Origin of the sequence: Rhizobium sp. ZPR4, from assembly GCF_040215725.1 — a bacterium.
Taxonomy (GTDB): domain Bacteria; phylum Pseudomonadota; class Alphaproteobacteria; order Rhizobiales; family Rhizobiaceae; genus Rhizobium; species Rhizobium rhizogenes_D.
The window spans coordinates 519,489-546,154 of the sequence record NZ_CP157967.1 but is presented as its reverse complement, the minus strand read 5'-3'; the positions used below and the strand labels follow the sequence as shown (position 1 = coordinate 546,154).

Here is a 26,666-nt window from a genome sequence, read left to right as displayed (position 1 = left end):
GCGCCCATGTTGTTGATCGAAAAACAAAACTAGCACGCTTTGGTGAAGTGCGGCAGCTGACGCAACAATTTCTTGTCGAAACGGGAACAGTTTTCACAATCCTTGCGCGGAATTACTCTCAGGCGATTTCGCGCAGCCGCTCGGCGGTCTGCAGATCGACCGAGACGAGCTGCGAGACGCCCTGCTCCGCCATGGTGACGCCGAAGAGGCGATTCATGCGAGCCATGGTGATCGGATTGTGGGTGATAACCACGAAGCGCGTCTCGGTCGAGGCCGCCATCTCGTCCATGAGGTTGCAATAGCGCTCGACGTTGTGGTCATCGAGCGGCGCATCCACTTCGTCCAGAACGCAGATCGGCGCGGGATTGGTGAGGAATACCGCAAAGATCAGCGCCATGGCCGTCAGCGCCTGCTCGCCGCCCGAAAGCAACGTCATGGTCTGCGGCTTCTTGCCCGGTGGCCGGGCAAGGATTTCCAGACCGGCTTCCAGCGGATCGTCCGACTCGATGAGCTGCAACTCGGCTGTGCCGCCGCCGAAAAGATGGGTGAACAGGCGCTGGAACTGCGCATTGACGATGTCGAAGGCGACGATCAGACGTTCGCGGCCTTCGCGGTTGAGGCTCTGGATAGCACCGCGCAGCTTCCGGATGGCGTCGATGACGTCATCACGCTCCTTGATCAACGCCTGCAGCCGCTCCGTCAGCTCCTTGCTCTCTTCCTCGGCGCGCAGGTTAACGGCACCGAGACGCTCGCGCTCGATCTTCAGCCGCTCCAGCTCACGCTCGACCTCGCGGAGGTCAGGCACGTTCTGGGTGGCTGACAGTCCGGTCAGACGCATCGCCTCATGTGGCTCGACATTCAAGGACTGGCGAATGCGTAGTTCGCTTTCCTGACGGCGTTCGCGGGCAGACACCAGCCGCTCCTCAACACGGCCGCGCTTCTCGCGGCTTTCCGCCAGTTCGGAGAGTGCAGTCGCCGCATGACGATCGGCCTCGCGCTGCACGACTTCGGCTTCGGCAAGGCGATCAGCGGCTCGGCGGCGGGCATCCTCGGCCTTCTGGAGCTCGCTCATCAAGGCGCGGCGCTTGTCGTCGAATTCGTCCGGAGCGAGATCGAGTTCGGCCGCTTCCTCGCGCGCTTCCTCTTCGCGGTCGCGCAGCGTCTGAATGTGTTCCTCGGCGCTGGTAGCACGCTGGCGCCAGGTGTCACGCTCCTGCCGGATCGCGAGGAGACGGCGCTGACGCGCCTCGTTCTCACGGTTCAGACCTTCATGGCGGGCGCGGGCTTCGGCCAGAACGCCGCGATCCGTCGCGACTTCGGCCTGCTGGTCACGCAGCTTCAGATCGATGGCGTCGAGATTCGGCGCATCTTCCAGTTCGATACGGGCATTTTCATCCTGCATGGCCACATCTTCCAGCTGCTCCTGCAGCCGGCTGACGGCCTCGACGATGACGTCGCGGCGGCGGATGAGATCGCCGGAAGCGCGCTCTGCGGCAGCGAGCGCTTCCCGCGCCTCGGCCAGATGCCGGGCGGCAAGCCGGCTGGCGTCGCGGGCGGTCGCCAAACGCCCCTCTTCACCTCTGATCGCTTCGGCAGCTGCCGCAAGGCGCTCTTCTGCCTCGACAAGCACATCGCGGGCAAGCTCGGCTTCAGCTTCCAGCTCGGAAAGGCGGTTCTTCTGGGCGAGCCGCAGGGCGGCGGCACTCGGCGCATCTGCGCCGGTGACATGACCGTCCCAGCGGAACACGGCGCCATCCCTTGTCACCAGCCGCTGTCCCGGCTTTAGTTCCGGCATGAGCCGCAACGCGTCTTCGGCTGAAACGATGCCGATCTGGCGAAGGCGCCGCGTCAACGCGGCCGGCGCGCCGACATGGGTAATCAGAGGGGCGACGCCCTCCGGCAAGGCTGGATCGTTGGCGCCACTGCCATTGTCGGACCAGTAGACCGGCGCCTCGGAATTCAGCGAGGATTCCAGATCGTCGCCAAGCGCGGCACCTAGCGCCGTCTCGAAGCCGCGGTCGACGCGCAGCTCCTCGGCCACGGGCGAAAAGGCACCGGAGGTATCGCCCGCCGCCAACATTTTGGAAATAGTGCGCGCTTCGGTTTCGAGCGCATTCAGACGTGCCCGCGCCTGCTCGACCGGCCCGCGCGACAGCGCCTCGGTTTCGCGCGCCTTGGCGAGAACGGTTTCAACGCGCTGAATCTCGCCTTCAGCATCCGCAACAACATTTTCGGCCGTCTCGACCATGTCGCGCTTTTCGCCGGGGTCGGGCAGATCGGCCATCTTCTCATCGATGGCGGCAAGCTCGCCATTCGCTTCGCTGGCCTGGCGCTCGAGCCGCATCTTGCGATCGGCGAGATCGCGGATGGCACGCTCCAGCTGGTTGCGGGCGGCGGCGGCTTCGGCGCGCTCCGCCGTCAGAGTGGTAAAGATCCGCTCGCTGTCGGCGAGCTTGGCAGCGGCCTCCTCGAAGGCGACACGCGTCTCCTCGGCAAGCCTGCCGGAATCGGCGAGGATGTCTGCCAGATCGGCCTCTTCGGCATCGAGCTTGGCAAGGATGGAGGCATTGTCGGTGACAAGGCGCTGCTCGCGGCTGATATCTTCGGCGAGCTGTGCCAGACGGCGGATCAACTCATCGCGGCGGCGCAGGATGCGATTGACATCCTCTTCCAGCTGCGAGCGGGCGATCTGCAGACGCTGCAGGGCGGCGGCGGCCTTCGCCTCGTCGTCGCGCAGCTCCGGCAGCTTGAAGCTGGCGATGCCCTGGGCCTTTGCCGCCTCCATCTGGTTCTGCGCCTTTTCGGCGACGAGCACGGTTGCCTGGTTGAGCGCGCTGTCGGCCTCAGCTTCGGCCTCCTTCGCCTGCACCCAACGAATATGCAGCAGCATGGCCTCGCGGGCGCGGATATCGGCAGACAGCATCTTGAAGCGGTTGGCCTGCCGCGCCTGACGCTTCAGGCTTTCGATCTGGCTTTCGAGCTGCGACGTCACATCGTCAAGCCGTTCGAGATTGCTTTCGGCGGCGCGCAGGCGCAACTCCGCCTCATGCCGGCGCGAATGCAGGCCGGAGATGCCGGCTGCCTCTTCCAAGAGCTGGCGGCGCGCCTGGGGCTTTGCCTGGATCAGCTCGCCGATGCGTCCCTGCCCAACCATGGAGGGCGAGCGGGCACCGGTGGAGGCATCGGCAAACAGCAGCTGCACATCCTTGGCGCGCGCTTCCTTGCCATTGATGCGATAGACCGAGCCTTGTTCGCGCTCGATGCGGCGCGTGACCTGGATCTCGTCGCTGTCATTGAAGGCGGCTGGTGCTGTGCGATCGCTATTGTCGAGATAGAGGCCGACTTCGGCGGTGTTGCGGGCCGGGCGATTCCCCGAACCGGAGAAGATCACGTCGTCCATGCCGGAGGCACGCATGTTCTTGTAGGAATTCTCGCCCATCACCCAGCGCAGCGCTTCGACAAGATTGGACTTGCCGCAGCCGTTCGGACCGACGACGCCGGTCAGGCCGCGCTCGATGACGAATTCTCCCGGCTCCACGAAAGATTTGAAACCGACGAGTCTAAGCTTGTTGAACTTCATAAGCTGATCTCCACCCTCGCCTTGAGGAGGAGGTAATAGAAAACAGGCGCACGACCTCGGCCGCCCGCCTGTGATCGAAAAAGGCGCGGATCAGAGCAGGCTGTCGATAAGCTTCGACATGGCAGCAACAGACATGTCCCCTGCATAGCGCTTGCCATTGATCAGGAAGGTCGGCGTGGCATTGACACCGAAATCCTTGGCTGCGCGTTCCCGTACAGAGTTGACATCATCCAGAAGCTTCTGGTTCGTCAAGCACTTCGTGAAGCTATCCTCAGTAAAACCAGCAAGTTTCGACATCTGCAGCAGTGCAGCGCGGCCGTCGACGTCAGGCGAAGCCCAGGCGATCTGCTGCTTGAACAGCATTTCGACCATCGGCATGTACTGTTCCTGCGGAGCGCAACGGGCCAGCATGAAGGCGGCAGCGGCGCGCGGATCGAACGGGAATTCGCGGATGATGAAGAGAACCTTGCCCGTATCGACGTATTTCTGCTTGATCGTGTCAAAGGTCGTAACCGCGAAATGCGCGCAGTGCGGGCAGGTCAGCGACATGTATTCGACGATCTTGACGGGCGCGTCTTGCTTGCCGAGTGCGATTTCCGGCAGCGGGCCGGGCTTCAGCACCTCGTTCATGTCGACATTGCCGTCGGATGGCGGCACTTCGTCTTCAGCGGACGCGGCGGATGCGGTGTCGGCAAAGGTAGAGAACGCCACGGAAAGGGCTGCAAAGGCGGAGCCGCCCAGCAGATGGCGTTTGGTCAAGAGCATGTCGGACATCGGCATAGAGTCACCCGTCGTTGAAAGAGGTCTTCGAATGTTTCATGCGATATAACGGCTGCTTGCCGCTAACAAGGCACGGTTGGCCAACTTTCTTCAAAGAATTGTGACCTGGCAAAGACAGACAACTTAAATTCTGCCGATAATTCACAAAACCTGCGGTTTGGTCTGGCCCTATCGCCGCTTCCAGGCCATGGCCGTGCCCAGGCGCTGAACGGCGGCCCTGATCTTCTCATCCTCGATGCCGTCCATCATATCAGCCAGCTTGCGCGCCGCCTCGCCCTTCAAGGGCGGCGGCGTACGGGAACGTCTGGACGCGACCGAGACGGGCTTCTGCACGATACGGATCTGATTGACGGCATAGAAGCCAAAGAAGCTGTTGATGCGCTGGATGAGCTCGCCCTGCGCATGGGTCAGGAAGAGCGCACGGGCGCCCTCGCAGGCGATCGTCAGCACGCCCGGCTGATAGCGGTCGTCCATGCCGGAGCCGGTTCGCTTGGCCCAGGCGATCTTTTCGGGCCGCGTGCAATCGGCAAAGTCCTCGCCGGCGATCTCGTCCCAACATCCGAGCAGCGTCGTATTGATGCCGGCGCGCTTCGCCAGCACCGGATCGACGATGCCGTTGGTCAGCTCGGAAATCTGCTTCTCGCCTTTTCGGGGATAACTCATCTCAATCGGCTTCCGGTGCGTGCTTTGTGCATCGCGGACCTTGATCGCCCGACGCAGCTTGGCCAAGTATAGAGTACTTCCCCTCGACGCGGCAAATCATGACCTCGACTTTAGAATCTCCCACGGCAGCATCCCTGCTTGCCTGGTACGACCGACACCATCGCGACCTGCCTTGGCGAGTCTCGCCACCCATGGCCGCGCGCGGCATCAAGCCTGATCCCTATCGCATCTGGCTGTCGGAAGTGATGCTGCAGCAGACGACCGTGCCGGCAGTCAAATCCTATTTCGCGAAATTCCTGGAGCGCTGGCCGACGGTCAACGATCTCGCCGCGGCGGCAAATGACGACGTCATGGCGGCCTGGGCCGGGCTCGGCTACTACGCCCGCGCCCGCAACCTGAAGAAATGCGCCGAGGCGGTGGCTGCAGATCATGGCGGCAGCTTTCCCGATACCGAAGATGGGCTGCGGGCGCTTCCCGGTATCGGCGATTACACGTCCGCTGCCGTCGCTGCCATCGCTTTCAATCGCCAGGCGGCCGTGATGGACGGCAATGTGGAACGCGTCATTTCTCGCCTCTATGCGATTTCGACGCCCCTGCCCGGCGCAAAGCCGCAGATGAAACAGAAGGTCGCCCTCTTGACGCCTGCGGACCGGCCGGGCGATTTCGCCCAGGCAATGATGGATCTCGGCGCGACGATCTGCACGCCGAAACGCCCCGTCTGTTCGCTCTGTCCCTTCAACGGTGCCTGTCAGGCGCTGGCCGGGCATGATCCCGAGCGTTTTCCGGTCAAGGCCACCAAGAAGGAGAAGCCGGTGCGCCAGGGGGCGGCCTTCGTTGCCGTCAATGACGAGGGCGAGATTTTCCTGCGCCGCCGTGTCGAGAGTGGCCTGCTGGGCGGCATGACGGAAGTGCCGACGACGAGCTGGACAGCGCGTATCGACGGCGAGACCGGCAGCGAGGCGGCTCCCTTCCCGGCCGACTGGCAGCCGGCAGGCATGGTGACGCATGTTTTCACCCATTTCGAACTGCGGCTGTCGATCTGGCGCGCGAAATCCGTCTCACACGCGGACAACCATGACGGATGGTGGGCGCCGGTTACAAATCTTGAAGAGCAGGCTCTGCCGACAGTCATGAAAAAAGCGATCGCTCAGGCTATTCCCAGTGCGTTCACAAAAATGCCTTTAGAGCAAAAATCAGGAATTCATTCATGACGACGGAAATTCGGCACATCGTTTTCGATATCGGCAAGGTTCTGCTTCACTACGATCCGAGCCTCCCCTACAGCCGCATCATTCCTGACGATGCCGAGCGCGAATGGTTTTTCACCAATGTGTGCACCAGCGACTGGAACATCGAGCAGGATCGCGGCCGCACCTGGGGTGATGCCGAGGCATTGCTGATTGCCAACCATCCGGAGCGTGAAGAACAGATCCGCGCTTTCCGCAGATATTGGCACGAGATGGTGCCGCATGCCTATGACGATAGCGTCGCGATCTTCGAAGGATTGATCGCTGAGGGACGCGACGTCACCATGCTGACCAACTTCGCCTCCGACACTTTTCGCGAGGCGCAAGAACGCTATCCCTTCCTCAAGAAGCCTCGCGGCGTGACGGTTTCCGGTGATATCGGCCTGATCAAGCCGGATGTCGCGATCTACGACACCCATGCCAAAAGCTTCGATCTCGATCCTGCCACGACGATCTTCATCGACGATTCCTATCCGAATGTCGAAGGCGCGCGCGCTGCCGGCTGGCATGCAGTTCACTTCACCGGCGCCGAGAAGCTGCGCAGCGATCTCGCCGCCTACGGCATAAAGGTTTGAGCCGATGATCTTCGATCCCGCAGAACGTATCGAGCTGTTTCACGACGCCATCAATCGTATCAACTATGAAGAGATCGAGAATTTCTTCGCCGAGAATGCCACCTATGTTTCCAACGGTGTCGGCGACCTCGCCGGCCGCGATGCGATCATGGAAGCCTTCCGCGGTTATTTCGATACCTATCCGGACCAGACCGCATCCAACTCCCTGGTGGAAACGCTGACGCCGCTGTCGGGCCGGGCCGTCTGGTCCGTGCGCGCCACCAACAGCAAGACGGGCAAGCCGCTCATTCGTGAAGGCGAGGAAACGATCACCTTCAACGAAGATGGCCGCGTCGTACGCGTCGACGTCACCGACTATCAGGACTTCTAAGATCCGAAGCTGAAAACACCCAGGGCCTTACCGTACAATATGTCCGGTAAGGCCCTGGGTGTCTCGCCTTCTTCCCAACTGGAGGTACACGACGGAAGAAGACGGATATGTCGATCCGACGGGCGTCCGACAGCCGTGGGGCGGCTTTGAAACCGGACCCGTTCAGCGGTTGAGACTACTCAACCTTCGCCAGATCGCTGCGGATGATGGCTCTGAGTTCATCGATCGGACGCAGGGAACGGCCGTCGTCGATATGCCAGAACATCCACCCATTGCATGCATCAAGGCCCTGAACTTTCGCTCCAAGGCGATGAATGGAGCCAGCCTCGCCACCCGAGGCAACCGTGCCATCGGCGCGGACGATGGCGCTATAGCGGCGCTTCGCATCGGTCAGCACCTGGCCGGGCTTGATGAGGCCGCTTTCGATGAGCGTATTGAAGGCGACGCGCACTTCGGCCTTCTTGCCGGTCATGACGGTCAGTTCCGCCTTACCGAGCGGCTCGACGGCGGCGATGCGGGCGCTTGCGGCGTCAATGTAATCCTGCTCGCGCTCGATGCCGACGAAGTGGCGGCCGAGACGCTTGGCAACGGCGCCGGTCGTGCCCGACCCGAAGAAGGGATCGAGAATGATGTCGCCGGGCTTGGACGAGGCCATGATGACGCGCGCCAATAGCGCTTCCGGCTTCTGCGTCGGATGCACCTTCTTGCCGTCATCGCCCTTCAGCCGCTCATTGCCGTTGCAGATCGGGAACAGCCAGTCCGAGCGCATCTGCACGTCGTCATTGGCGGCCTTCATGGCGTCGTAGTTGAAGGTGTAGCCCTTCGCCTTGGCGTTCGGGCTCGCCCAGATCATCGTCTCATGCGCGTTCTGGAAGCGGCGGCCTTTGAAATTCGGCATCGGGTTGGTCTTGCGCCAGACGATGTCGTTGAGGATCCAGAAATTCAGATCCTGCATGGTCGCGCCGACGCGGAAGATGTTGTGATAGGAGCCGATGACCCATATCGTGCCCGTCGGCTTCAGCACGCGGCGGCAGGCGAGCAGCCAGGCGCGGGTGAAGGCATCATAGGCTTCGAAGGATGCAAACTGATCCCACTCGTCATCGACGGCGTCGACCAGCGATTGGTCCGGACGATGCAGCGTGCCGCCGAGCTGAAGATTGTACGGCGGATCGGCGAAGATGACGTCGACGGATTGATTGGGCAGTGCCTCAAGAGCGGCCACGCAATCGCCCTTGATGATCGTGTCGATCCAGGACCCCGGAACTGCTGAAGTCCTGAGGTCGGCAAGCGGGAAAACTGACGCCATTTGATACTCGCTGTTACACTTACTCGGTGCTCTTAACTGAGTGTTATGGTTACCTAACTTGGTTACCAAAGGCTAAAGCGGCGTCATATTTTCCGCATTCCCGACGAAACCACCGGGAATGCAGGGCTCACGGATTAGCGACATGGCGGTGAGTTACCTCACATGTCGTGAACCGCGTGGCTATCATCAGGCACTTCGGCCCGTTCCATCATCCCGTAGTCGCGAAGCACCTGCGCGACACGCAAGCGATAATCGGCAAAGACCGTCTTCCGCCCCGCTTTCTGCGCGACGCGGTGTGCTTCGCGGTTTCGCCATTCGCGAACGGCGGCCTCGTCCCGCCAGAAGGACAGAGAGAGGATCTTGCCCGGTTGACTGAGGCTTTCGAAACGCTCGATGGAGACGAAACCGTCGATCGTTTCGAGTTCGGAGCGCAGCCTTGCGGCGATGTCGAGATAGTGCTGACGTTCGTCGGGATGGGGAATGACTTCGAAAATAACTGCGATCATGGCGATATCCTCGGAGCATGCGGCAGAGAGACATTTTTCAGGAAAATGCGGTCTTCCTGCAAGATGAAACGCTCGCGGCGGGCAAAATCGAGATTGGCCTGTGCCAGAGGGTCAGCGGCAAGGTTCTTGCGATAGGCTTCGTAGGCGGCGAGGTTGTCGATGTTGTAGACGCCATAGGCCGTCGTCAGCGACCCCTCATGCGGCGCAAAATAACCGATGAGATCGGCGCCGTTGCGCGGGATGATCTGGCCCCAGGCCTTGCCATATTCCGCGAAGGCTTCCTGCTTGAACGGATCGATCTGATAGCGGATGAAACAGGTGATCATTGGCTTTCTCCTTTGCTGATGCGGAGGTTTTCGCACATTGCGGGACGGAGATGGTTCGGTTACGATCGAAGTATGAAAGAAGGTCCAGACATAGCCCAGATCGGCTCGCTGATCGGCGATCCCGCGCGAGCGAATATCTTGACGGCGCTGATGGGCGGCCGCGCATTGACGGCAACGGAACTGGCGGCCGCGGCCGGTGTGACGCTGCAGACCGCGAGCGCCCATCTTTCCAAGCTCGAAGCGGGCGGCCTGCTGGCGCAACGCAAGCAGGGCCGCCATCGCTATTTCACGCTGGCGGACGATCGCGTCGGCAAGCTGCTTGAGGGCATCATGGGCTTTGCCGCAAGCCGCGGTCATCTGCGCCATCGTCCCGGCCCGAAAGAGCCGGCCCTGCGCAAGGCGCGTATCTGCTACGACCATCTTGCCGGCGATTACGGCGTACGGATGCTCGACAGCCTGATAGAGGCGGGATCGATTTCTGTCATGGGAGAAGGCCTGAGCCTGACGACCGATGGCGAGAAGCATCTGGGATCGATCGGCATCGATGTTTCCGGCCTTCGCTCCAGCCGACGTCCGCTTTGCCGCTCCTGCCTGGACTGGAGCGAGCGACGGGCGCATCTGGCCGGCAGCCTTGGCAAGGCGCTGCTTTCGAACTTCTTCGACAAGGGTTGGGCGCGGCGAACCGAAAACAGCCGCTCGATCTTCTTTACGCCCGAAGGCGAGCGCCGGTTTCTGGCGCTCTTTCCGCTCGAGTTGAGTGACGACATCACACAACCCGAGCCGGATGACAGACCTTAGAGCGGTTCAGCTCTTCGCGGAATCTCTGAACCGCTCTATCTCTTTGTTTTCACGCAATTCCGAACGGAAAACCGCTGCGCACTTTTCCTGGAATTGCTCTAGGCTGCCTTAATCAGGACACCACTGAAATTGCTCTTAGCAATGCGGCTGCAGAGGTCACCCCACTCGCAGCCGAGGCAGGCGTGACGGATTTCACCGCTGGCGAAATTTCGGCGGAGCTTGGAAAGCAGCCTGGCATCCGGCACCAACACGGTTCCCGGGCCGATCTCCTCGCCGAGCAATGCCATGATATCCGCAAGGGCAGCCGCATCCCGCTCGATGACCGAAGCCTTGAAGCAGTGCGGCTCCTCCCCATTCAGGAGCGGCGCGCAGATGTCGTCGGAGCCGGAAACCAGTTTGATCTCCTCCCCTTCCGACAGCCGCTCGGCGATGCGGCGATAGTTGTCGGTGAAGGCCGAGGTATAACCTTCACCGACGAAAGTCAGCATACAGAGCAGATGGTGGGCGCGAAGCCTGACGGTCAATTCAGACGCGCCTTGCCGCTATAGACCTGAACGGTCTTCAGCACCGTAGCCGCAAGCGCGGACTTGAGCACGGCGCCGAGGATGAAGGGTGCCACGCCAAGCAGCCAGCCCTTCTCTGCGCCGATCAGCGCTGCAAGCCATGCGCCACCGATCGCGAGGCAGAGAATGTTGGCCGAGAGATGGGCGAGGAAGCTGCGCACGACGCGGTTGCCGCTCCAGCCGCGCTCGGCAAGAAAGCCGACAAGGGCTGAAATGATCGGGAAGGATGCCAGATAGCCGGCTGTCGGCCCCATGAACGGCACAATGCCGCCTGCCCCGCCGGCCAGCACCGGAAAACCGATCGCAGCTTCGCCCAGCCAGGCAAGAACAGTGAGCGCACCAAGGCGCCAGCCGTAGAGCGCACCGATCATGGTGATCGCGAATGTCTGCATGGTGATCGGCACCGGCACCATCGGCACGGCGATTTGCGATGCCAGTGCCAGGATCAGCGTTCCCGCAAGAACGAACACAGCCTTGATAACAAGCGAACGCTGCCCGAGGCGGAGCGGATCGAAAGCGACTTCATCATGATGTTGCAACAGGGACATGGGCTCTCCTTTTAAAATTATAGATAATTTTTGAGTCTCATCTATTTTATGAGAGAGATCGCGAAATCAGGCAAGTGGCAAGCGCCCGATATTTCGACCAAGCGCAAAACTCCATTGAAAAATAAGCGCAATAAAAGCCCGGGAAACGCTGCGAATTGCAGCGGGTGCTGATCGCGGCGCGACGGTTCCTGAGCGAAAAGCCCGTCAAAGAGCGCAGCCCTTAGGCGCGCTCAACCATTCACCTCAAAATTATCTATAATTTTTAGCCGACAATTGCGAAGGCGTCGCGGGTCGATCCCGAAGGCGTGCGCACCGGCGCGCGGCCGATCCATTGCACATGCTTCTGCAGGATCGCGGCGGCCTCTTCGGCGCGCCCCTGGCGCAGCGCCGCCAGGATGGCACGATGGTCATGATCCGTGCGCTTCTCCCAACCGGATTGCCAGGCAGAGAAGAGAAAACGGGCGCTTGCGGCATGCAGGTCGTCAATCGCGGCGAGCAACCGCGCCATGCCGCAAGGCGCCAGGATCAGGCGGTGGAAGCGCCGATTCGCCTCCTCCCAGGCATGAACGTCGCCGGCAGCATCGCCATCGCGCGTCGCCTGTTCGGCCTCGTCCAGAATGGCCGCCGTCAGATGCGGGGCCGCGTGCTTGAGCGCGAGCCCCTCGAGGGCTGCGCGCATTTCCGCAACCTCACGAACTTCCTTGAGATCGAAGGAGGCGACGCGTACGCCGCGGCGCGGCAGGCTGATCGCCAGCCCCTGCGCCTCCAGCCGCCGGAACGCCTCGCGCACGGGCACATGGCTGGTACCGAACTCCTCGGCAATGTGATCCTGCCGCAGACGCGCATCGGGCGCGATCTCGCCGCGGATGATGCGGTCGGCAAGCACCCGGCTGATGCGGCTGGCAATGGTGTCGTCGCGATCCTTGGCCATGGCCGATCCTTAAAGGCGGCCCTATCCGATGTCGAGGCCCGATGGCGATCGACAAGCAACGGTCATCACCTCTTTTGCGTATTTCGACCCTTTCGCTCACTGCAGCGCAGCCATGCCTGCCAATTGGTTGAGCTTTGTCGACATATCGTGTAAAGCCCGGCGGTCATTTTTCAGAGCATGTCCCGAAACACCAATGGTTTCCTGGAGCGTGCCGAACCCAGCCACATCAAAGGCAGTAATTTCATGAGCAATGGCTTCGACCTCATCATCTTCGACTGCGACGGCGTTCTGGTCGATTCGGAAATCATCGCGGCCGAGGTCGAATCGAAGCTGCTGACCGATGCTGGCTACCCGATCAGCACCGAGGAAATGGGTGAGCGCTTCGCCGGCATGACCTGGCGCAACATCCTGTTCGAAGTCGAGCGCGAGGCGAGCATTCCGCTTTCCGCATCGCTGCTCGACAAATCCGAGAAGCTGCTTGACCTGAAGCTTGCCAGTGATGTTCAGGCTATCCCGGGCGTGCCGCAGGCGCTGTCACGGCTGCCGATGCCGCGCTGCATCTGCTCGAATTCCAGCGCCGCCCGTCTCGAGATGATGCTGACGAAGGTCGGCTATATCAAGCTGTTTGCGCCGCATATCTACTCCGCCAAGGACCTCGGCGCCGACCGCGTGAAGCCGAAACCGGACATCTTCCTGCATGGCGCCAAGCAGATGAATGTCAGCCCGGCCAACACGATCGTCGTCGAGGATTCGGTTCACGGCGTCCAGGCGGCGCGGGCTGCCGGCATGCGCGTCATCGGCTTCACCGGCGCATCGCACAGCTATCCCTCGCATGCCGACAGGCTGACCGATGCCGGTGCCGAAACCGTCGTTAGCCGCATGGCCGACCTGCCTGGCGTCGTCATGGCACTCGCCGAATGGGATGGCGTCCTCTAGGACGGATTGAAACACAGACCAAAAGAAAAGGCCCCGCAAATCGGCGGGGCCTTTTCTTTTCAGCTCATCGCAGACGCCTGCGCCGCTTGGGTACAGGCCGCAATCAAAAGTTTAGTGACGCTTCTTGCGTACCGGCTTCGCACCCTTCACAGGCTTCTGCGGACCTTGATCGAAGCCGATCTGGACGATGGTGAAGCCGCCGGAGCCGCCGGCAACCTGGATATCGTCATCGGTGAAGAGGAACTGCGCCGTGGTCTCGCCCGGCGGGATTTCCGCCGTGTACATAATGGTCTTGCTATAGAGCGCGTTGTCGTTGTCCATGACGGCAACATGGATCGGCAGGGTCACCTTGCCGGCGCTGCCCATCGGCCCGGCAACCAGGCGTCCCTGCGCCACGACGTGAATGCCGAGGCTGGTGCCGTCGGACGTGCACTGGCGGGTCGCCTGTGCCAGCGAGGCCTGATACATCAACTGGCTGGCATCGTCCTTGGCGCCCTTGGCGTAGGTGCGATAGACCGAATCCTCATCGCGGATGACAGCCTGCGGGCATTTACCGGCGACATAGGTCTGACCGCCCGTGGGCGCGGCAGTCGTGGCTCCGGTTTGCGGCGCGACGGTTACGTCCGTTGCCGGCTGTTTTTCACTGTTGCCGCCGATACCGAGAGTGCTGCAGCTCGTCAGCAATGCCAGAAGCGAGGCGGAGAAAAGACGACGCGAAACCTTGCCAAACACTATACTTCCACCCTCTCCATATATTTCACATTATCGGCCCACAGCCTGTCAAACGGGCCTTTTATGACACTTGGCGATGGTCTATACCAGCGACGCAGCGAAAAATCGATTGGGTAGACACCGTTTTGGCTCACTTTTCGAGATCGACAGATTGCCATAAACGGCCTCCGCCCGGCGCTGATCCCACGCGCCTTGCGCAAACGCGAAAACCACGCGGCTGATCCGACGCAAAAAGACAGGCCGCCGTCGTTTCGTTCCACTACCCTATCAATCGATCACTCAGGCAATTTTGCGACCAAAGGAATTCTAGACCGTGGACTACATTTCAACGCGGGGAGAAGCCCCTGCCCTTGGCTTCTGCGACGCCCTCCTGGCCGGCCTTGCTCGCGACGGCGGGCTCTATGTTCCCCATGAATGGCCTGTCCTGACGAAAAAGGAAATCCGCGGCTTTCGCGGCAAGAGCTATCAGGATGTCGCCTTCGCTGTGCTTTCGCCCTTCACCAATGGCGAGATCCCGGCCGATGTCTTCCGCGGCATGATCGACGATGCCTATGCCACCTTCCGGCACCCCGCAGTGGCGCCGCTGGTGCAGACCGGGCCGAACAGCTTCGTCATGGAGCTCTTCCACGGTACGACGCTCGCCTTCAAGGATGTCGCCATGCAGCTGCTTGCCCGGTTGATGGACTATGCGCTGGAAAAGCGCGGACAGCGGGCGACCATCGTCGGCGCGACCTCGGGCGATACCGGCGGTGCGGCGATCGACGCCTTTGCCGGCCGCGAGCGCACCGATATCTTCATTCTCTTCCCGCATGGAAAAGTCTCGCCGGTGCAGCAGCGGCAGATGACGACTTCGACGGCGGCGAACGTGCACGCGCTGGCGGTCAAGGGTAATTTCGACGATTGCCAGAACCTCGTTAAAGCCATGTTCAACGACGCCGCCTTCCGCGACAAGGTCAAGCTTTCCGGCGTCAATTCGATCAACTGGGCGCGAATCATGGCGCAGGTGGTCTATTATTTCACCACTGCCGTCGCGCTCGGTGGTCCGGACCGGAAGATTTCCTTCACGGTGCCAACGGGCAATTTCGGCGATATTTTCGCCGGCTACGTCGCCAAGCGCATGGGCCTGCCGATCGAGCGGCTCATCATCGCCACCAACGAGAACGATATCCTCGCACGCATGCTGAAGACCGGCCGCTATGAGATGCGCTCGGTCAAGGCCACGACCTCGCCGTCGATGGATATCCAGATCTCCTCCAACTTCGAGCGGCTGCTGTTCGAGGCCAATGGCCGCGATGCCTCCAAGGTGCGCGCCGCAATGGAAAGCCTGAAGCAGTCGAACGGATTTTCGATCAGCGAGGAGGCCCTGAAGCTCATCAAGAAGGACTTTCGCGCCGGCCGTGCCAGCGAAAAGCAGGTAGCCGAAACCATCCGCAAAACCCTTGCCGATACGGGCTATCTGCTCGACCCGCATACGGCGATCGGCGTTTTCATCGCTGGAAAGAACGAGCGTCCGACGAGCCCGATGGTGACGCTTGCGACCGCCCACCCGGCAAAATTCCCCGCCGCAGTAAAATCCGCATCCGGTATTGACCCGGCGCTTCCGACGTGGCTTGCTGGTCTGATGACCAGGGAGGAGCGTTTCGACATTCTCGATCCGGAACTTAAAGCCGTTGAAAGCTTTATCGGCAAGCATACCCGGACCGGCGAATAACAGACGCGGAAAGACAGGCGATGACAGTGGAGTGCACCCGGCTAGCGTCCGGGCTGACAGTAGCGACCCAATCGATGCCACACCTCGAAAGCGTGGCACTCGGCGTTTGGATCAAGTCGGGTTCGCGTAACGAGACCGAAGCAGAACACGGCATCGCCCATCTGCTCGAGCATATGGCGTTTAAGGGCACGGCGCGGCGCAGCGCCCGGGAGATCGCCGAGGAAATCGAGAATGTTGGCGGCGAAGTCAACGCAGCCACCTCGACCGAAACCACCTCCTATTATGCCCGTGTGCTGAAGGACCACGTGCCGCTCGCCGTCGATATCCTGGCCGATATCCTGACGGAATCCGCCTTCGACGACGAAGAGCTGGCGCGCGAAAAGCAGGTCATCCTGCAGGAAATCAATGCCGCGAACGACACGCCCGACGATGTTGTCTTCGACAAGTTTTCCGAAGTCGCCTATCGCGGCCAGACGCTCGGCCGCGCCATTCTCGGCACGCCGGAAACCGTTCTCTCCTTCTCGCCGGAACAGATCCGCCATTATCTCAGCCGCAACTATACGACCGACCGCATGTTCGTCGTGGCGGCCGGTGCAGTCGATCATGAAAGCTTCGTGCGGCAGGTCGAGGAGCGCTTCTCCAGCCTGCCGACCAAACCGTCCGCTCCGCCCGTTATCGAGCCTGCCCGCTACATCGGCGGCAACATTCGCGAAACGCGCGACCTGATGGACGCGCAGATCCTGCTCGGCTTCGAAGGCCGCGCCTATCACACGCGCGATTTCTACTGCTCGCAGATTCTCGCCAACATCCTCGGCGGTGGCATGTCCTCGCGCCTGTTCCAGGAAGTGCGCGAGTTCCGCGGCCTCTGTTATTCGGTTTACGCTTTCCATTGGGGCTTCTCCGACACCGGCATTTTCGGCATCCATGCCGCAACCGGTGGCGAGAACCTGCCGGAGCTGCTGCCCGTCATCGTCGACGAGTTGCACAAGTCGTCGCATGACATCCAGCAGCAGGAAATCGAGCGCGCCCGGGCGCAGATTCGCGCACAGCTGCTGATGGGTCAGGAAAGCCCGGCTGCTCGCGCCGGACAGGTCGCGCGTCAGATGATGCTTTATGGCCGCCCCATTCCGAACCAGGAGATGCTGGAGCGCCTGGAAGGCATCACGATCGAGCGCCTGACGGATCTTGCCGGCCGGCTGTTCTTCGATACAGTACCGACGCTTTCGGCGATCGGACCGCTGGAGCAGCTCGCGCCGATGGAAGACATCGTCACCTCGCTGTCGTCGCCGGCACCTGCTTCCAAAAGCGCAAGCGGCTAAGGGCACGCCGCGGGCCTATGGGTTCAATTCTCGGGGGAGTGCTTGGCGGCATGCAAAAATCTGTCTTTCGGTTTCTCTCACGTCATCCGGACGCGGTTGAACTCGAAAACGACACATATTTGCTGCGCCTGCCGCGCTATTCCGATTTCAATCAGTGGCACAAGCTTCGGGCGGAGAGCCGCCGTTTTCTTGAACCATGGGAACCGACCTGGCGGCATGATGAGCTGACAGAAGGCGCCTATCGGGCGCGCATCATTCGCGGAAAACAGGAATACAGCTCCGGCCAGGCCATACCGCTCTTCATTTTTCTCAGGGAAAACATGACGCTGGTTGGCGGCATCACGATCGGCTATATTCGCCGAGGTGCTGCACAGAGCTGCATGATCGGATATTGGATGGGCGAACGCTATTCCGGTCAGGGCCACATGTTCGCCGCACTTCAGTTGGTTATACCCTATATCTTTTCCGGACTTGAGTTGCACCGAATTGAAGCAGCCTGTATTCCGGATAACGAGCGTAGCATGCGGCTTTTGGAAAAAGCCGGTTTCCAGCGGGAAGGTCATTTGCGCGGTTATCTTAAAATCAACGGTCAGTGGCGCGACCATGTGATGTTTTCAAGGTTGGCATCAGATACCAACCTGAACCGAAGCTTAGACCAGCGATGATCGCCGGATTCATGCAGACGTGGCCGATGACCCGGCGGCTATCCGCGCTGATCGCAACGCTCACGGCCACCATGATGCTGTTGATCGCCGGAATGGCGCACGCAGCCGAGCCCGTGAAGATTTCGCGCGACGATACCGCGCTCGACCTGACGGCGACGACGGAAATCTACACCAATCAGGGCGAGGCCTTTCAGGTTTCGACCGCCGCCGGCGCGGATGGCATCCGCCGCCGCATCGAGGTTCGCTCTTCCTCTCCGAACCATCAGGGTGACTGGGCGGTTTTCGCGCTCGCCAACGTCTCCGAGGAACAGCTGGAGCGCGTCATCGTCGCCCCGCATTTCCGCCTCGTGAATTCGAAGGTCTTCTGGCCCGATCTTGGCTCGCAGCGCATCGTCGCGATCACGCCGAGCGAAGGTTTCGCGCTCGATCGTCAGCCGAGCGACGAGGCAGACGTCTTCCGCATCACGCTGAATCCCGGCGCCGTCGTCACCTTCGTTGCCGAGCTTTCGTCACCGAACCTGCCGCAGCTCTATCTCTGGGAACCCAACGCCTACAAGGATACGGTCAACGCCTTCACGCTCTATCGCGGCATCGTGCTTGGCATTGCCGGTCTGCTGGCGGTGTTCCTGACCATCCTTTTCGTGGTCAAGGGCACCTCGATGCTGCCGGCGACGGCGGCACTCGCCTGGGCGGTGCTCGGCTATATCTGCGTCGATTTCGGCTTCCTCGGCAAGCTCATCAGCATAACCTCAAGCGATCAGCGAGTATGGCGCGCCTGTGCGGAGGTGGCGCTCGCGTCGAGTTTGGTGATCTTCCTGTTCACCTATCTCAACCTCAATCGCTGGCATGCCCATCTCGGCTATGTCACGCTTGCCTGGGTGCTCGGCCTGGCGCTGCTCTTCGGCGTGGCGATCTACGATCCGTCGATCGCGGCTGGCATTGCGCGACTGTCGCTGGCGCTGACGGCCACAGCGGGCCTGCTGCTCATCATCTATCTCGGCTTCAGCCGGTATGACCGTGCCATCCTGCTCGTGCCCGCCTGGGCGCTGATCCTCGTCTGGCTGTTCGGGGCCTGGATGACGGTCATGGGCAAGCTCGACAACGACATCATCCAGCCGGCGCTCGGCGGCGGCCTCGTGCTCATCGTCCTGCTGATCGGCTTCACGGTCATGCAGCACGCCTTTGCCGGCGGTGCCTTCCAGCAGGGCCTGTTCTCGGATCTGGAGCGGCAGTCCCTGGCGCTGACAGGCTCCGGCGACACTGTCTGGGACTGGGACGTAGCACGCGACCGTGTGGTGACGACGCCTGATATTTCGATGAAGCTCGGCCTTTCGCCCGGCAGCATGCATGGGGCTGCTCGCAACTGGCTGCCGCGGCTGCATCCCGACGATCGTGACCGCTTCCGCGCAACGCTCGACGTGCTCCTGGAGCATCGGCGCGGCCGGCTGAACCATGAATTCCGCATTCGCGCGGAAGACGGCCATTTCCACTGGCTATCGATCCGCGCCCGGCCGGTGCTCGGCTCCAATGGCGAGATCATTCGCTGCGTCGGCACGATCGTCGACATCACCGAGCAGAAGAATTCGGTCGAACGGCTGCTGCACGACGCCGTCCATGACAATCTCACCGGATTGCCGAACCGCCAGGTCTTTCTCGATCGCCTGCAGGCCGTTCTGACGCTGGCTTCCGACGGAAATCAATTGCGGCCGACGGTGATGGTCATCGACATCGACCGCTACAAGCTCGTCAACGATACGCTTGGCTTCGCGGCGGGTGACAATATTCTCATCGCGCTGACCCGGCGCCTTCGCCGCCTGATGAAGCCGCAGGATACGCTGGCGCGTCTTTCGGGCGACCAGTTCGGCCTTATCCTCGTCTCCGAGCGCGATCCCGCCAAAGTCGCGGACTTTGCCGATGCGATCAGCAAGGCGATCATGGTGCCAATCAATTTCGCTAATCGCGAGATCATTCTGACGGCTTCAGTCGGCCTGACGTCGTGGGTCGACCAGCAGGAAAATGCAGCCGGCATGCTGAGCGATGCGGAACTTGCCATGTACCGCGCCAAGCGCGCCGGCGGCAATCGCGTCGAGCCCTTCCAGCCGGCGTTCCGCAGCTTCGGCACCGACCGGCTGCAGCTCGAAACCGATCTGCGCCGCGCCGTCGAACGCAAGGAACTCTCGCTCGTCTATCAGCCGATCGTTCGGCTTGAGGATGCAGAGATTGCAGGCTTTGAGGCGCTGATGCGCTGGGAGCATCCAAAACGTGGCAATATTCCGCCATCGGAATTCATCCCGATTGCAGAGGCCTCCGATATCATCGGTCCACTTGGCATGTTTGCGCTGGAGCAAGCGACGAACGATCTGAAGGCATGGCAACGACAGACCGGCGACCTGCCGCTGTTCGTCTCCATCAATCTTTCCAGCGTGCAGTTGCTCAACAACGAGCTTTATGACGATATCCGCGCCCTGCTCGCCAAGACCCATTGCGACCCGGGCCGCATCAAGCTGGAGCTGACGGAATCGCAGGTGATGGAGAATCCGGAACAGGCACGCCTCGTACTCGACAAGCTGCGAGATGCCGGCATCGGTCTGGCGCTCGATGATTTCGGTACCGGCTATTCGTCGCTCGCCTATCTCACCCGCTTCCCCTTCGACACGATCAAGCTCGACAAGGCCATGGTCCGCGACGACAGCGACAAGAAGGCCGTTCTGCTGCGCTCGGTCATCTCCATGGCGCGCGAACTCAATATGCGCGTCGTCGCCGAGGGCATCGAGTCGGAAGAGGACGCCCTGGAGCTCGCCAAGATCGGCTGCAGCTACGGGCAAAGCTTCATCTTCGGGCCGCCGATGGGATCAGATTCGGTGATACGTCTGCTGAAGGAACGCTTTCCGTTGACGAAGCGCGCCTGAGTTCCGATCAGGCGCTGTCGATCAATTCCCTTATATAGTCGAGCTTTGCGACCACCGGCGGCGAGAGGACGAAGGGATAGGAGTCCGGCTGCCCCATGCTGCGCTGGATGGAATTGATCGCCACGCTCAAAGGGATCCATGCGCTGACGAGCCGCTCGGCGCTCTCTGCCTTGTAAGGATTGAAATCCACCTCGGCCGCCATGTCGTGATAGCGATGGGGATCAATCGCCAGACCGAAGGAGCGCGCCGTTTCCAGCGTATCGACGATATGCAGATAGTGCGCGAAGCACTCTGCAAAATCCTCCCAGGGGTGGGAGCTGGCATAGGCACTGATGAAGCTTTCCTGCCAGTTCGCTGGCGGACCATTATCATAATGGGCTTGAAGGGCAGCGCCGTAGTCGGCGCGCTCGTCGCCAAAGACGGCGCGAAAGGCATCGAACTGCCCGCGGTCGCGGACGAGCTTGTTCCAGATGAAATGACCGGTCTCGTGGCGGAAGTGACCGAGCAAGGTGCGATAGGGCTCGTTCATGGAGGTCCGCGCCTGCTCGCGTGTCACGTCATCCGCCTCGGCGGCACGGATGGCGATCAACCCCTCCTCATGACCAGTCATGGCTGGGACAACGGTGCCACCTTGCACTTCATCTTCAAGGAAGTCGAATACAAGCCCGCCTTGCTGGTCCTCTGTCCGGTTAGGATGGGGCAGGTTCAAGCGCAAAAGCGAATAGAACAGATGCCGCTGCGCCTGGCCGATGCGTCGCCAGCGATCTATGCCCTGCTCCGTGTCGGTGTTCGGCACGAGGCGATTGTGCCGGCATGCGACGCAATAGGGCTGCTGATCCTCGGCATCGATGAGCCAGTTGCAGATATCGAGCTCGGCATTGGCGCAGAAGCGCAGGTGCCTGGTTGGCTCGGAAACCAGATGCCAATGCGGGCTCTCATCGGGTTCCAGCGCATGGATCGCCATAAGATCCGCGGCGAAGCCGAGCTGATGTCCGCAACGGACACATTGCCTGTTGTCGAAATGCACTGGCTGGCCGCAATGATCGCAGGTGAAAAGCCGCATGCCCCCTCGCAAAGGATGATTGCCCCATACTCAATATTAAAGAGCCTGCCACGTTTCCGTAACAGGCTCTTCCTCCCAACATCGCTGCTTCAACGTCGATTCAACGGAGCGGCGACCATGGATTCGTGGATACGGGCGACCGGTCACATCCGGTCGACTGCGCCCTTGACCTTATCCTTGGCCTTGCCAACGGCTGTTTGAACCTTGCCCTTGGCTTCCTGGGCAGCGCCCTTGGCGCGCATTTCCTTGTCATTGGTTGCCTTGCCGGCCATCTGCTTGGCCTTGCCGGCCATTTCGTTCACCTTACCGGACACCTTGTCGGTCGTGCTGCTCATGTCTGACGCCTCCTTGGCTGCGACGGCGGAATTGCCATCGCTCTGCTAGGAAAACGTCACGTACGCTATTTCGTTCCAAAATAACGCAAATCGGCTCAGCTATGGCCGGCATGCGGCGACAGCATGACCGGATTGATGCCCATGAGCGCCAACGCACGATCATACTTGTTCTCAAGGCTGCGATCGAAGATCAATTCTTCGTTTGCGGGGCAATTCAGCCAGCCATTGTTGCCGATCTCTGCTTCGAGCTGGCCGGCACCCCAGCCGGCATAGCCGAGCAGCATCGTAGCACGCTTCGGGCCGCTCCCCTTGGAAATGGCCCTGACGATATCGAGCGTCGCCGTCAGGCTGATATCATCGCTGACCGGGATGCTGCTGTCGCTGATGTAGTCATCGGAATGCAGGACGAAGCCACGACCACTTTCGACCGGACCGCCAGTCTGGATCGGAAAATCGCGGGCCATCTGCGGAAGCACGATGGCATCGTCGTCCTTGATCATATCGAGATGCAAAAGGACGTCGGTGAATGTCAGCTTCTGGGCTCGGTTAATGACGAAGCCCATGGCACCGGCATCGGAATGGGCGCAGATATAAACCACAGTCCGATGGAAGTTCCGATCCTCCATGCCGGGCATGGCGATCAGGAACTGACCGTCGAGAAAACCTCTTTCGCGTCTATTCTTCAGCGTCGATAGGGACATCGTGCCTCCTGACCGCAGTTCGCAACTGCACCGCCTCATACCAAGATGGGGCAATGTCATAAATCAATCAACTGAAAATGATCATTTGTCTTCTCGGTCGTGCTGGCTCCTCGCGCTCCAATCCGCTAAATCCTTGTTTCATGATTGAAATAAAGACCACCGCCCGCCTGTCGGCCCTCGTCGCCACTCTCCTGCTCACCATCACAACGGCCCATGCCGCAACGAGCGATTGGGTGGACAACGAGGGCGGCAGAATGCGCCTGATTGCCTTGGCTCCGGACGCCGAAGGGCACGTCCGCGCTGCCTTGCAGATCGAACCGGAACCGGGTTGGATCACCTATTGGCGCGAGCCGGGCCAGGGTGGAATTCCGCCGCAGGTGACGCCGGCGCCCGGCAGCGGCGTAACCGTGGAAAACACCGGCTATCCGACACCGAAGCCGATCAGCGTCGGTCCCATCAGGGAAATCGGTTACGATGCGCCCGTCACATTCCCGCTTGATCTTCGCGTCGCCGGCAAGGCACCGGCGAATCTCGATCTGACGGTCTTTATCGGTCTCTGCAAGGATATCTGCATTCCGTTCCAGGCCGACCTTTCGCTGCCGCTGCCGGCAAACGAACAGCCGACATCGCACGAGCTGGCGGTACTCGATGCCGCGAAGGCCCAGCTACCGCAGGCCCCCTCCCCGGATTTCACCGTCCAAAGCCATAGGATCTCCGCCGACGCCAAGAGCCTTTCGCTGCAGCTGACGCTGCCGGAAGCAAGCGGGAAGGCGCCAGACATCTATGTCACGGGTCCGTCGGGCTATGTGTTCTTTCAGCAAGCGAATGCAAAGCGGGACGGGACTACCTTCTCGGCTGATATAGAGATCGGCAAACTGCCGAAGAATTATGACCCGAAGGGCAAGAACTGGAGCATCCTTATCGTCGACGGCGATCGGGCGATGGAAACCACTCTTGCGCTCGAATAGGCCGGATCTATAGTTCCCCGAACCGTCTTCATACCATCGGCGGCCCTTCGAACGGCCCCGGAACCACGACCCAAGGAGAGAGCCATGACCATCGCAATCGGCGACAAGCTGCCTGCCGCCACCTTCAAGGAAAAGACCGCCGACGGCCCGGTTGAGATCAGCACCGAGCAGCTGTTTGCCGGCAAGCGCGTCGTACTCTTCGCCGTGCCCGGCGCGTTTACGCCCACCTGCTCGCTCAATCACCTGCCGGGCTTTCTCGAAAACCGCGACACCATTCTCGGCAAGGGCGTCGATGACATCGCCGTCGTCGCGATCAACGACTGGCACGTCATGGGCGCCTGGGCGCAATCGTCCGGCGGTATGGGCAAGATCCATTTCCTCGCCGACTGGGACGGCGCCTTCACCAAGGCACTCGGTCTCGACGTCGACCTCTCAGCCGGTGGACTTGGTATCCGCTCCAAGCGTTATTCCATGCTGGTGGAAGACGGCGTGGTGAAGACGCTGAACATCGAAGAAAGCCCAGGCCAGGCAACGGTTTCGGGTGCTGCGGCGATGATCGAGCAGCTCTGAGATTGTTCAAATGGAAAATGCAGAGCGCCTCATGGGCGCTCTTTCCTTATTCTTCTTCGTTGAAATGGGCATCGAAATCGCGATGCCCTTCGAGCACATTCAAAACCTCGAAAACATCATCGATATAGCGGAAGAAGATCACATAGCCGCGAAATGCAAAGCTGCGCATATCGTCTCCGAGCTCTGGCCGCAGGCGACCCATTTGACCCGGCAAAGCCGCGAGATGCGCGCATTTGCGACGTAGCTGCCCGGTAAACTGCACAGCAAGTTTTTGGCTGGCGCTTTGCCGGGTTATAAATACGAAAATATCAAGAATGCTGTCCTGCGCTGCGGCTGTATAACGAAGCCGGGGCACTCAATAGCCTTCCGCTGACAGTTCCACAGCCTTGGCTTCCAAAGCAGCCCCCAGTTCCTCGTCAGATATGTCGCCGCCACGAGCGATCGATACCTCCAGAGTGCGCCGCAAGGCTGCTATTTTCGCCTCACGCTCCTCCACGAGCCGGAGACCTTCTCGAACAACTTCGCTGGCAGAGCTATAGCGGCCCTCTTCCACCGTTTTCTCAACGAATTTTTCCCAGCGCTCACCGATAGAAACATTCATATGTGTCGCCTCCCGCTGCCTCAGCGAACTGCCGAATAACAGATAATGCACTATATATAGCATCAATGGTGGAGAGCGCCAATTGCTGGTGCTCAACTGCCATCAATTCACTTACCGCCTCTTTTTCGCCGCATTTCATCGGCTACTACGTGTAATGTTATTACATAATTGAAAGCCTCTGGATGCCTTTTGACCGTGATCCTTTCGCGTCGTCCCTCATGGGGCGTTCAGCTCTGATGCGTCTTGCCTATGTGGTCGTTGGCATAGCGATACTCTGGGCAGCGATCGGCTGGGCGGTGGCGCTGGCATGAGCGATATCATCCGCCTCGACAATCTCACCGTCACCTATGAGCGTCATCCGGCCGTGCACCATATCTCGGGCGGCTTTGCTGCCGGCAGCCTGACGGCGATTGCCGGGCCGAACGGAGCGGGAAAATCGACCTTGCTCAAGGCAATCGTCGGCGAATTGCGGCCGGCGGAGGGATCGATCGATCGTGGCGCGCTATCGCGCAACGATTTCGGCTATCTGCCGCAAGCGGCCGATATCAATCGCCGCTTTCCGATTTCCGTCGCCGACACCGTCATGCTCGGTGCGTGGAAAAATGCAGGCGCTTTTGGTCAGTTCTCCCGGAAAGATGCGAAGCGAGCGCACGAGGCGCTTGGCATCGTCGGCCTTTCCGGCTTCGAGAACAGGCATATCGGCGCGCTTTCGGCCGGGCAGTTCCAGCGTGTACTCTTCGCAAGGCTGCTGCTGCAGGATGCCCACGTCATTCTCCTGGATGAACCCTTCACCGCGATCGATCAGCGCACGACGCGCGATCTTCTCGACCTCGTGCTGCGATGGAACCGGGAAGGACGCACGGTCATCGCCGTGCTGCACGATTTCGAGCAGGTGCGAAGCTATTTCCCCGAAACGCTGCTGATCGCCCGCGAACTCGTGGGATGGGGCCGGACGGAGGATGTCATGAGCGCAACCAATCTCATCAAGGCGCGCGCCATGGCCGAGCGCTGGGATGAGGAGGCCGGGGCATGCCTACCGGAAGACGAGCATGACAAGGGTGAGTTGGTGAAGCGGGAGCCGGCCGAATGACCGCCTACGATATATTCCTCGCGCCTTTTGCGGATTATGGCTTCATGCGTCGCGCGCTGGTCGCCTGCGTCTGCCTCGGCCTTGGCTCCGGGCCGATCGGCGTCTTCCTGATGCTCAGGCGCATGAGCCTGATGGGCGACGCTATGAGCCATGCCGTCCTGCCCGGAGCGGCCATCGGCTATCTCATTGCCGGATCCCTATCGCTCACCGAGATGGGGCTTGGCGGCCTTGTCGCCGGCCTCTCCGTGGCGCTGCTCTCCGGTCTCGTCAGCCGCGCGACCGTGCTGCAGGAGGATGCGAGCTTTGCCAGTTTCTACCTCACCTCGCTGGCGCTCGGCGTGCTCATCGTGTCGCTGCGCGGCTCAAATATCGACCTGCTGCATGTGCTCTTCGGCACCATCCTTGCGATCGACGCGCCCGCCCTCTACCAGATCGGCGCCATCACAACCGCAACACTGCTGGCGCTTGCCGTCATCTACCGGCCGCTCGTGATGGAATGCTTCGATCCGGGTTTCCTGCGTGCCGTCGGCGGTCGCGGACCGCTCTATCACTTCCTGTTCCTGCTGCTGGTCGTCCTCAACCTCGTCGCAAGCTTCCAGGCGCTCGGCACGCTGATGGCCGTCGGCCTGATGATGCTGCCGGCGGCCGTGGCGCAGCTCTGGTCGCGCAGCCTGCCCGCCATGATGGCGATCGCCACGGGCACCGCAATGGCTTCCGGCTATATCGGCCTCATCGCCTCGTATCACCTCGAATTCGCCTCAGGCCCGACGATCATCATCACCGCCAGCCTGATCTACGGCTTCTCCATTCTCTTCGCACCCTCGGGCCTTGCCCGACGGTTCTTCCCCCGTCCCCATCTCCGGGGCTAATCCA

Annotated in this window: 28 protein-coding genes; 13 read left to right on the top strand and 15 right to left on the bottom strand. The window is 60.9% G+C overall.

The features are described 5' to 3' along the window. Positions 1-118: 118 nt before the first annotated feature. The 3 genes from ABOK31_RS02645 to ABOK31_RS02635 all read right to left on the bottom strand — a co-directional run bounded on the left by ABOK31_RS02645 (position 119) and on the right by ABOK31_RS02635 (position 5,023). Positions 119-3,580, bottom strand: coding sequence for a chromosome segregation SMC family protein (locus tag ABOK31_RS02645; RefSeq protein ID WP_349957689.1), 3,462 nt, complete (start codon positions 3,578-3,580; stop codon positions 119-121). Between the two features lie 90 nt (positions 3,581-3,670). Then, complete coding sequence (locus ABOK31_RS02640; protein ID WP_174173841.1) at positions 3,671-4,360, bottom strand: DsbA family protein; 690 nt, start codon at positions 4,358-4,360, stop codon at positions 3,671-3,673. A gap of 168 nt (positions 4,361-4,528) precedes the next feature. Next, positions 4,529-5,023, bottom strand: a complete 495-nt coding sequence (locus ABOK31_RS02635; protein WP_174173840.1) for a DUF721 domain-containing protein — start codon at positions 5,021-5,023, stop codon at positions 4,529-4,531. A 95-nt stretch (positions 5,024-5,118) separates the two neighbouring features. On the opposite strand from ABOK31_RS02635, the gene mutY reads away from it, so the two are divergent. From mutY to ABOK31_RS02620, 3 genes are read left to right on the top strand one after another with little or no spacing between them, the layout of a single operon-like run. Continuing rightward, entirely contained in the window at positions 5,119-6,234 is a 1,116-nt protein-coding gene (gene mutY / locus ABOK31_RS02630; protein WP_349958831.1) for an A/G-specific adenine glycosylase, read from the top strand. Next, positions 6,231-6,845 (top strand): HAD family phosphatase, encoded by a 615-nt coding sequence (locus ABOK31_RS02625; RefSeq protein WP_349957688.1) that lies wholly within the window; start codon positions 6,231-6,233, stop codon positions 6,843-6,845. The genes mutY and ABOK31_RS02625 overlap by 4 nt, the downstream gene beginning before the upstream one ends. Positions 6,846-6,849: 4 nt before the next feature. Further along, the gene (locus ABOK31_RS02620; protein WP_174173838.1) at positions 6,850-7,215 is read left to right on the top strand and encodes a nuclear transport factor 2 family protein; all 366 of its coding nucleotides are present in this window, start codon (positions 6,850-6,852) and stop codon (positions 7,213-7,215) included. Positions 7,216-7,390: 175 nt separating this feature from the next. On the opposite strand, the gene ABOK31_RS02615 is transcribed toward ABOK31_RS02620, so the two are convergent. The 3 genes from ABOK31_RS02615 to ABOK31_RS02605 form a co-directional block, all read right to left on the bottom strand. Continuing rightward, positions 7,391-8,521, bottom strand: a complete 1,131-nt coding sequence (locus tag ABOK31_RS02615) for a site-specific DNA-methyltransferase (RefSeq protein WP_174173837.1) — start codon at positions 8,519-8,521, stop codon at positions 7,391-7,393. Positions 8,522-8,679: 158 nt separating this feature from the next. Continuing rightward, on the bottom strand, positions 8,680-9,027 hold the full coding sequence (locus tag ABOK31_RS02610) for an antibiotic biosynthesis monooxygenase (RefSeq protein ID WP_349957687.1): 348 nt from the start codon (positions 9,025-9,027) through the stop codon (positions 8,680-8,682). Then, the gene (locus ABOK31_RS02605; RefSeq protein ID WP_174173835.1) at positions 9,024-9,353 is read right to left on the bottom strand and encodes an NIPSNAP family protein; all 330 of its coding nucleotides are present in this window, start codon (positions 9,351-9,353) and stop codon (positions 9,024-9,026) included. The genes ABOK31_RS02610 and ABOK31_RS02605 overlap by 4 nt, the downstream gene beginning before the upstream one ends. 72 nt (positions 9,354-9,425) lie before the next feature. Between ABOK31_RS02605 and ABOK31_RS02600 the strand changes: the two genes are divergently transcribed. Continuing rightward, positions 9,426-10,151 carry a helix-turn-helix transcriptional regulator gene (locus ABOK31_RS02600; RefSeq protein WP_174173834.1) on the top strand — a complete coding sequence of 242 codons (726 nt, stop codon included), beginning with the start codon at positions 9,426-9,428 and terminating at the stop codon, positions 10,149-10,151. Positions 10,152-10,249: 98 nt separating this feature from the next. Here ABOK31_RS02600 and ABOK31_RS02595 read toward each other — a convergent pair whose 3' ends face one another. The 3 genes from ABOK31_RS02595 to ABOK31_RS02585 form a co-directional block, all read right to left on the bottom strand. Next, positions 10,250-10,675 carry a DUF1284 domain-containing protein gene (locus ABOK31_RS02595; protein WP_349957684.1) on the bottom strand — a complete coding sequence of 142 codons (426 nt, stop codon included), beginning with the start codon at positions 10,673-10,675 and terminating at the stop codon, positions 10,250-10,252. Continuing rightward, on the bottom strand, positions 10,672-11,262 hold the full coding sequence (locus ABOK31_RS02590) for a biotin transporter BioY (protein WP_349957683.1): 591 nt from the start codon (positions 11,260-11,262) through the stop codon (positions 10,672-10,674). The genes ABOK31_RS02595 and ABOK31_RS02590 overlap by 4 nt, the downstream gene beginning before the upstream one ends. A gap of 262 nt (positions 11,263-11,524) precedes the next feature. After that, the gene (locus ABOK31_RS02585; RefSeq protein ID WP_349957682.1) at positions 11,525-12,193 is read right to left on the bottom strand and encodes a GntR family transcriptional regulator; all 669 of its coding nucleotides are present in this window, start codon (positions 12,191-12,193) and stop codon (positions 11,525-11,527) included. A gap of 243 nt (positions 12,194-12,436) precedes the next feature. On the opposite strand from ABOK31_RS02585, the gene ABOK31_RS02580 reads away from it, so the two are divergent. After that, complete coding sequence (locus ABOK31_RS02580; protein WP_349957681.1) at positions 12,437-13,129, top strand: HAD-IA family hydrolase; 693 nt, start codon at positions 12,437-12,439, stop codon at positions 13,127-13,129. Positions 13,130-13,240: 111 nt separating this feature from the next. Here ABOK31_RS02580 and ABOK31_RS02575 read toward each other — a convergent pair whose 3' ends face one another. Further along, positions 13,241-13,861, bottom strand: coding sequence for a hypothetical protein (locus ABOK31_RS02575; RefSeq protein ID WP_349957679.1), 621 nt, complete (start codon positions 13,859-13,861; stop codon positions 13,241-13,243). 313 nt (positions 13,862-14,174) lie between these two features. Here ABOK31_RS02575 and thrC point away from each other — a divergent pair, with 313 nt between their 5' ends. The 4 genes from thrC to ABOK31_RS02555 are packed head-to-tail and all read left to right on the top strand — an operon-like array spanning position 14,175 to position 20,465. Beyond that, the gene (gene thrC, locus ABOK31_RS02570; protein ID WP_349957678.1) at positions 14,175-15,572 is read left to right on the top strand and encodes a threonine synthase; all 1,398 of its coding nucleotides are present in this window, start codon (positions 14,175-14,177) and stop codon (positions 15,570-15,572) included. A gap of 20 nt (positions 15,573-15,592) precedes the next feature. Then, positions 15,593-16,891, top strand: a complete 1,299-nt coding sequence (locus ABOK31_RS02565) for a pitrilysin family protein (protein WP_349957676.1) — start codon at positions 15,593-15,595, stop codon at positions 16,889-16,891. Between the two features lie 50 nt (positions 16,892-16,941). Then, complete coding sequence (locus ABOK31_RS02560) at positions 16,942-17,556, top strand: GNAT family protein (protein ID WP_174173826.1); 615 nt, start codon at positions 16,942-16,944, stop codon at positions 17,554-17,556. A gap of 26 nt (positions 17,557-17,582) precedes the next feature. Beyond that, complete coding sequence (locus ABOK31_RS02555) at positions 17,583-20,465, top strand: EAL domain-containing protein (RefSeq protein ID WP_234910567.1); 2,883 nt, start codon at positions 17,583-17,585, stop codon at positions 20,463-20,465. A 7-nt stretch (positions 20,466-20,472) separates the two neighbouring features. On the opposite strand, the gene ABOK31_RS02550 is transcribed toward ABOK31_RS02555, so the two are convergent. The 3 genes from ABOK31_RS02550 to ABOK31_RS02540 all read right to left on the bottom strand — a co-directional run bounded on the left by ABOK31_RS02550 (position 20,473) and on the right by ABOK31_RS02540 (position 22,564). After that, on the bottom strand, positions 20,473-21,528 hold the full coding sequence (locus ABOK31_RS02550; RefSeq protein WP_349957675.1) for a putative zinc-binding metallopeptidase: 1,056 nt from the start codon (positions 21,526-21,528) through the stop codon (positions 20,473-20,475). Between the two features lie 143 nt (positions 21,529-21,671). Further along, positions 21,672-21,863 (bottom strand): CsbD family protein, encoded by a 192-nt coding sequence (locus ABOK31_RS02545; RefSeq protein WP_174173823.1) that lies wholly within the window; start codon positions 21,861-21,863, stop codon positions 21,672-21,674. A 95-nt stretch (positions 21,864-21,958) separates the two neighbouring features. Further along, on the bottom strand, positions 21,959-22,564 hold the full coding sequence (locus tag ABOK31_RS02540) for a YqgE/AlgH family protein (RefSeq protein WP_174173822.1): 606 nt from the start codon (positions 22,562-22,564) through the stop codon (positions 21,959-21,961). Positions 22,565-22,704: 140 nt separating this feature from the next. Between ABOK31_RS02540 and ABOK31_RS02535 the strand changes: the two genes are divergently transcribed. Both ABOK31_RS02535 and ABOK31_RS02530 read left to right on the top strand, forming a co-directional pair. Further along, on the top strand, positions 22,705-23,532 hold the full coding sequence (locus ABOK31_RS02535; RefSeq protein ID WP_174173821.1) for a protein-disulfide reductase DsbD domain-containing protein: 828 nt from the start codon (positions 22,705-22,707) through the stop codon (positions 23,530-23,532). An 84-nt stretch (positions 23,533-23,616) separates the two neighbouring features. Then, on the top strand, positions 23,617-24,102 hold the full coding sequence (locus ABOK31_RS02530; protein WP_349957672.1) for a peroxiredoxin: 486 nt from the start codon (positions 23,617-23,619) through the stop codon (positions 24,100-24,102). A 46-nt stretch (positions 24,103-24,148) separates the two neighbouring features. On the opposite strand, the gene ABOK31_RS02525 is transcribed toward ABOK31_RS02530, so the two are convergent. After that, positions 24,149-24,457, bottom strand: a complete 309-nt coding sequence (locus tag ABOK31_RS02525) for a type II toxin-antitoxin system RelE/ParE family toxin (protein WP_174173819.1) — start codon at positions 24,455-24,457, stop codon at positions 24,149-24,151. Continuing rightward, entirely contained in the window at positions 24,458-24,703 is a 246-nt protein-coding gene (locus tag ABOK31_RS02520) for a type II toxin-antitoxin system ParD family antitoxin (RefSeq protein ID WP_174173818.1), read from the bottom strand. A gap of 307 nt (positions 24,704-25,010) precedes the next feature. On the opposite strand from ABOK31_RS02520, the gene ABOK31_RS02515 reads away from it, so the two are divergent. Together ABOK31_RS02515 and ABOK31_RS02510 are read left to right on the top strand one after the other, a co-directional pair. Continuing rightward, on the top strand, positions 25,011-25,793 hold the full coding sequence (locus ABOK31_RS02515) for an ABC transporter ATP-binding protein (RefSeq protein ID WP_349957670.1): 783 nt from the start codon (positions 25,011-25,013) through the stop codon (positions 25,791-25,793). Continuing rightward, a complete protein-coding gene (locus ABOK31_RS02510) occupies positions 25,790-26,662 on the top strand; it encodes a metal ABC transporter permease (RefSeq protein WP_349957668.1) in 873 nt (290 codons plus the stop codon). The genes ABOK31_RS02515 and ABOK31_RS02510 overlap by 4 nt, the downstream gene beginning before the upstream one ends. The last annotated feature ends 4 nt before the right edge of the window (positions 26,663-26,666 follow it).

Bases quoted from the DNA above. Each gene is read 5' to 3' on its own strand.
- ABOK31_RS02640 (WP_174173841.1), bottom strand. From the start codon at position 4,360: ATGCCGATGTCCGACATGCTCTTGACCAAACGCCATCTGCTGGGCGGC.
- ABOK31_RS02515 (WP_349957670.1), top strand. From the start codon at position 25,011: ATGAGCGATATCATCCGCCTCGACAATCTCACCGTCACCTATGAGCGT.
- ABOK31_RS02560 (WP_174173826.1), top strand. From the start codon at position 16,942: ATGCAAAAATCTGTCTTTCGGTTTCTCTCACGTCATCCGGACGCGGTT.
- ABOK31_RS02530 (WP_349957672.1), top strand. From the start codon at position 23,617: ATGACCATCGCAATCGGCGACAAGCTGCCTGCCGCCACCTTCAAGGAA.
- ABOK31_RS02510 (WP_349957668.1), top strand. From the start codon at position 25,790: ATGACCGCCTACGATATATTCCTCGCGCCTTTTGCGGATTATGGCTTC.
- ABOK31_RS02625 (WP_349957688.1), top strand. From the start codon at position 6,231: ATGACGACGGAAATTCGGCACATCGTTTTCGATATCGGCAAGGTTCTG.
- ABOK31_RS02540 (WP_174173822.1), bottom strand. From the start codon at position 22,564: ATGTCCCTATCGACGCTGAAGAATAGACGCGAAAGAGGTTTTCTCGAC.
- ABOK31_RS02645 (WP_349957689.1), bottom strand. From the start codon at position 3,580: ATGAAGTTCAACAAGCTTAGACTCGTCGGTTTCAAATCTTTCGTGGAG.
- ABOK31_RS02620 (WP_174173838.1), top strand. From the start codon at position 6,850: ATGATCTTCGATCCCGCAGAACGTATCGAGCTGTTTCACGACGCCATC.
- ABOK31_RS02585 (WP_349957682.1), bottom strand. From the start codon at position 12,193: ATGGCCAAGGATCGCGACGACACCATTGCCAGCCGCATCAGCCGGGTG.
- ABOK31_RS02590 (WP_349957683.1), bottom strand. From the start codon at position 11,262: ATGTCCCTGTTGCAACATCATGATGAAGTCGCTTTCGATCCGCTCCGC.
- ABOK31_RS02610 (WP_349957687.1), bottom strand. From the start codon at position 9,027: ATGATCGCAGTTATTTTCGAAGTCATTCCCCATCCCGACGAACGTCAG.
- ABOK31_RS02550 (WP_349957675.1), bottom strand. From the start codon at position 21,528: ATGCGGCTTTTCACCTGCGATCATTGCGGCCAGCCAGTGCATTTCGAC.
- ABOK31_RS02605 (WP_174173835.1), bottom strand. From the start codon at position 9,353: ATGATCACCTGTTTCATCCGCTATCAGATCGATCCGTTCAAGCAGGAA.
- ABOK31_RS02615 (WP_174173837.1), bottom strand. From the start codon at position 8,521: ATGGCGTCAGTTTTCCCGCTTGCCGACCTCAGGACTTCAGCAGTTCCG.
- ABOK31_RS02580 (WP_349957681.1), top strand. From the start codon at position 12,437: ATGAGCAATGGCTTCGACCTCATCATCTTCGACTGCGACGGCGTTCTG.
- ABOK31_RS02520 (WP_174173818.1), bottom strand. From the start codon at position 24,703: ATGAATGTTTCTATCGGTGAGCGCTGGGAAAAATTCGTTGAGAAAACG.
- ABOK31_RS02555 (WP_234910567.1), top strand. From the start codon at position 17,583: ATGACCCGGCGGCTATCCGCGCTGATCGCAACGCTCACGGCCACCATG.
- ABOK31_RS02535 (WP_174173821.1), top strand. From the start codon at position 22,705: ATGATTGAAATAAAGACCACCGCCCGCCTGTCGGCCCTCGTCGCCACT.
- ABOK31_RS02600 (WP_174173834.1), top strand. From the start codon at position 9,426: ATGAAAGAAGGTCCAGACATAGCCCAGATCGGCTCGCTGATCGGCGAT.
- ABOK31_RS02545 (WP_174173823.1), bottom strand. From the start codon at position 21,863: ATGAGCAGCACGACCGACAAGGTGTCCGGTAAGGTGAACGAAATGGCC.
- ABOK31_RS02565 (WP_349957676.1), top strand. From the start codon at position 15,593: ATGACAGTGGAGTGCACCCGGCTAGCGTCCGGGCTGACAGTAGCGACC.
- ABOK31_RS02635 (WP_174173840.1), bottom strand. From the start codon at position 5,023: ATGAGTTATCCCCGAAAAGGCGAGAAGCAGATTTCCGAGCTGACCAAC.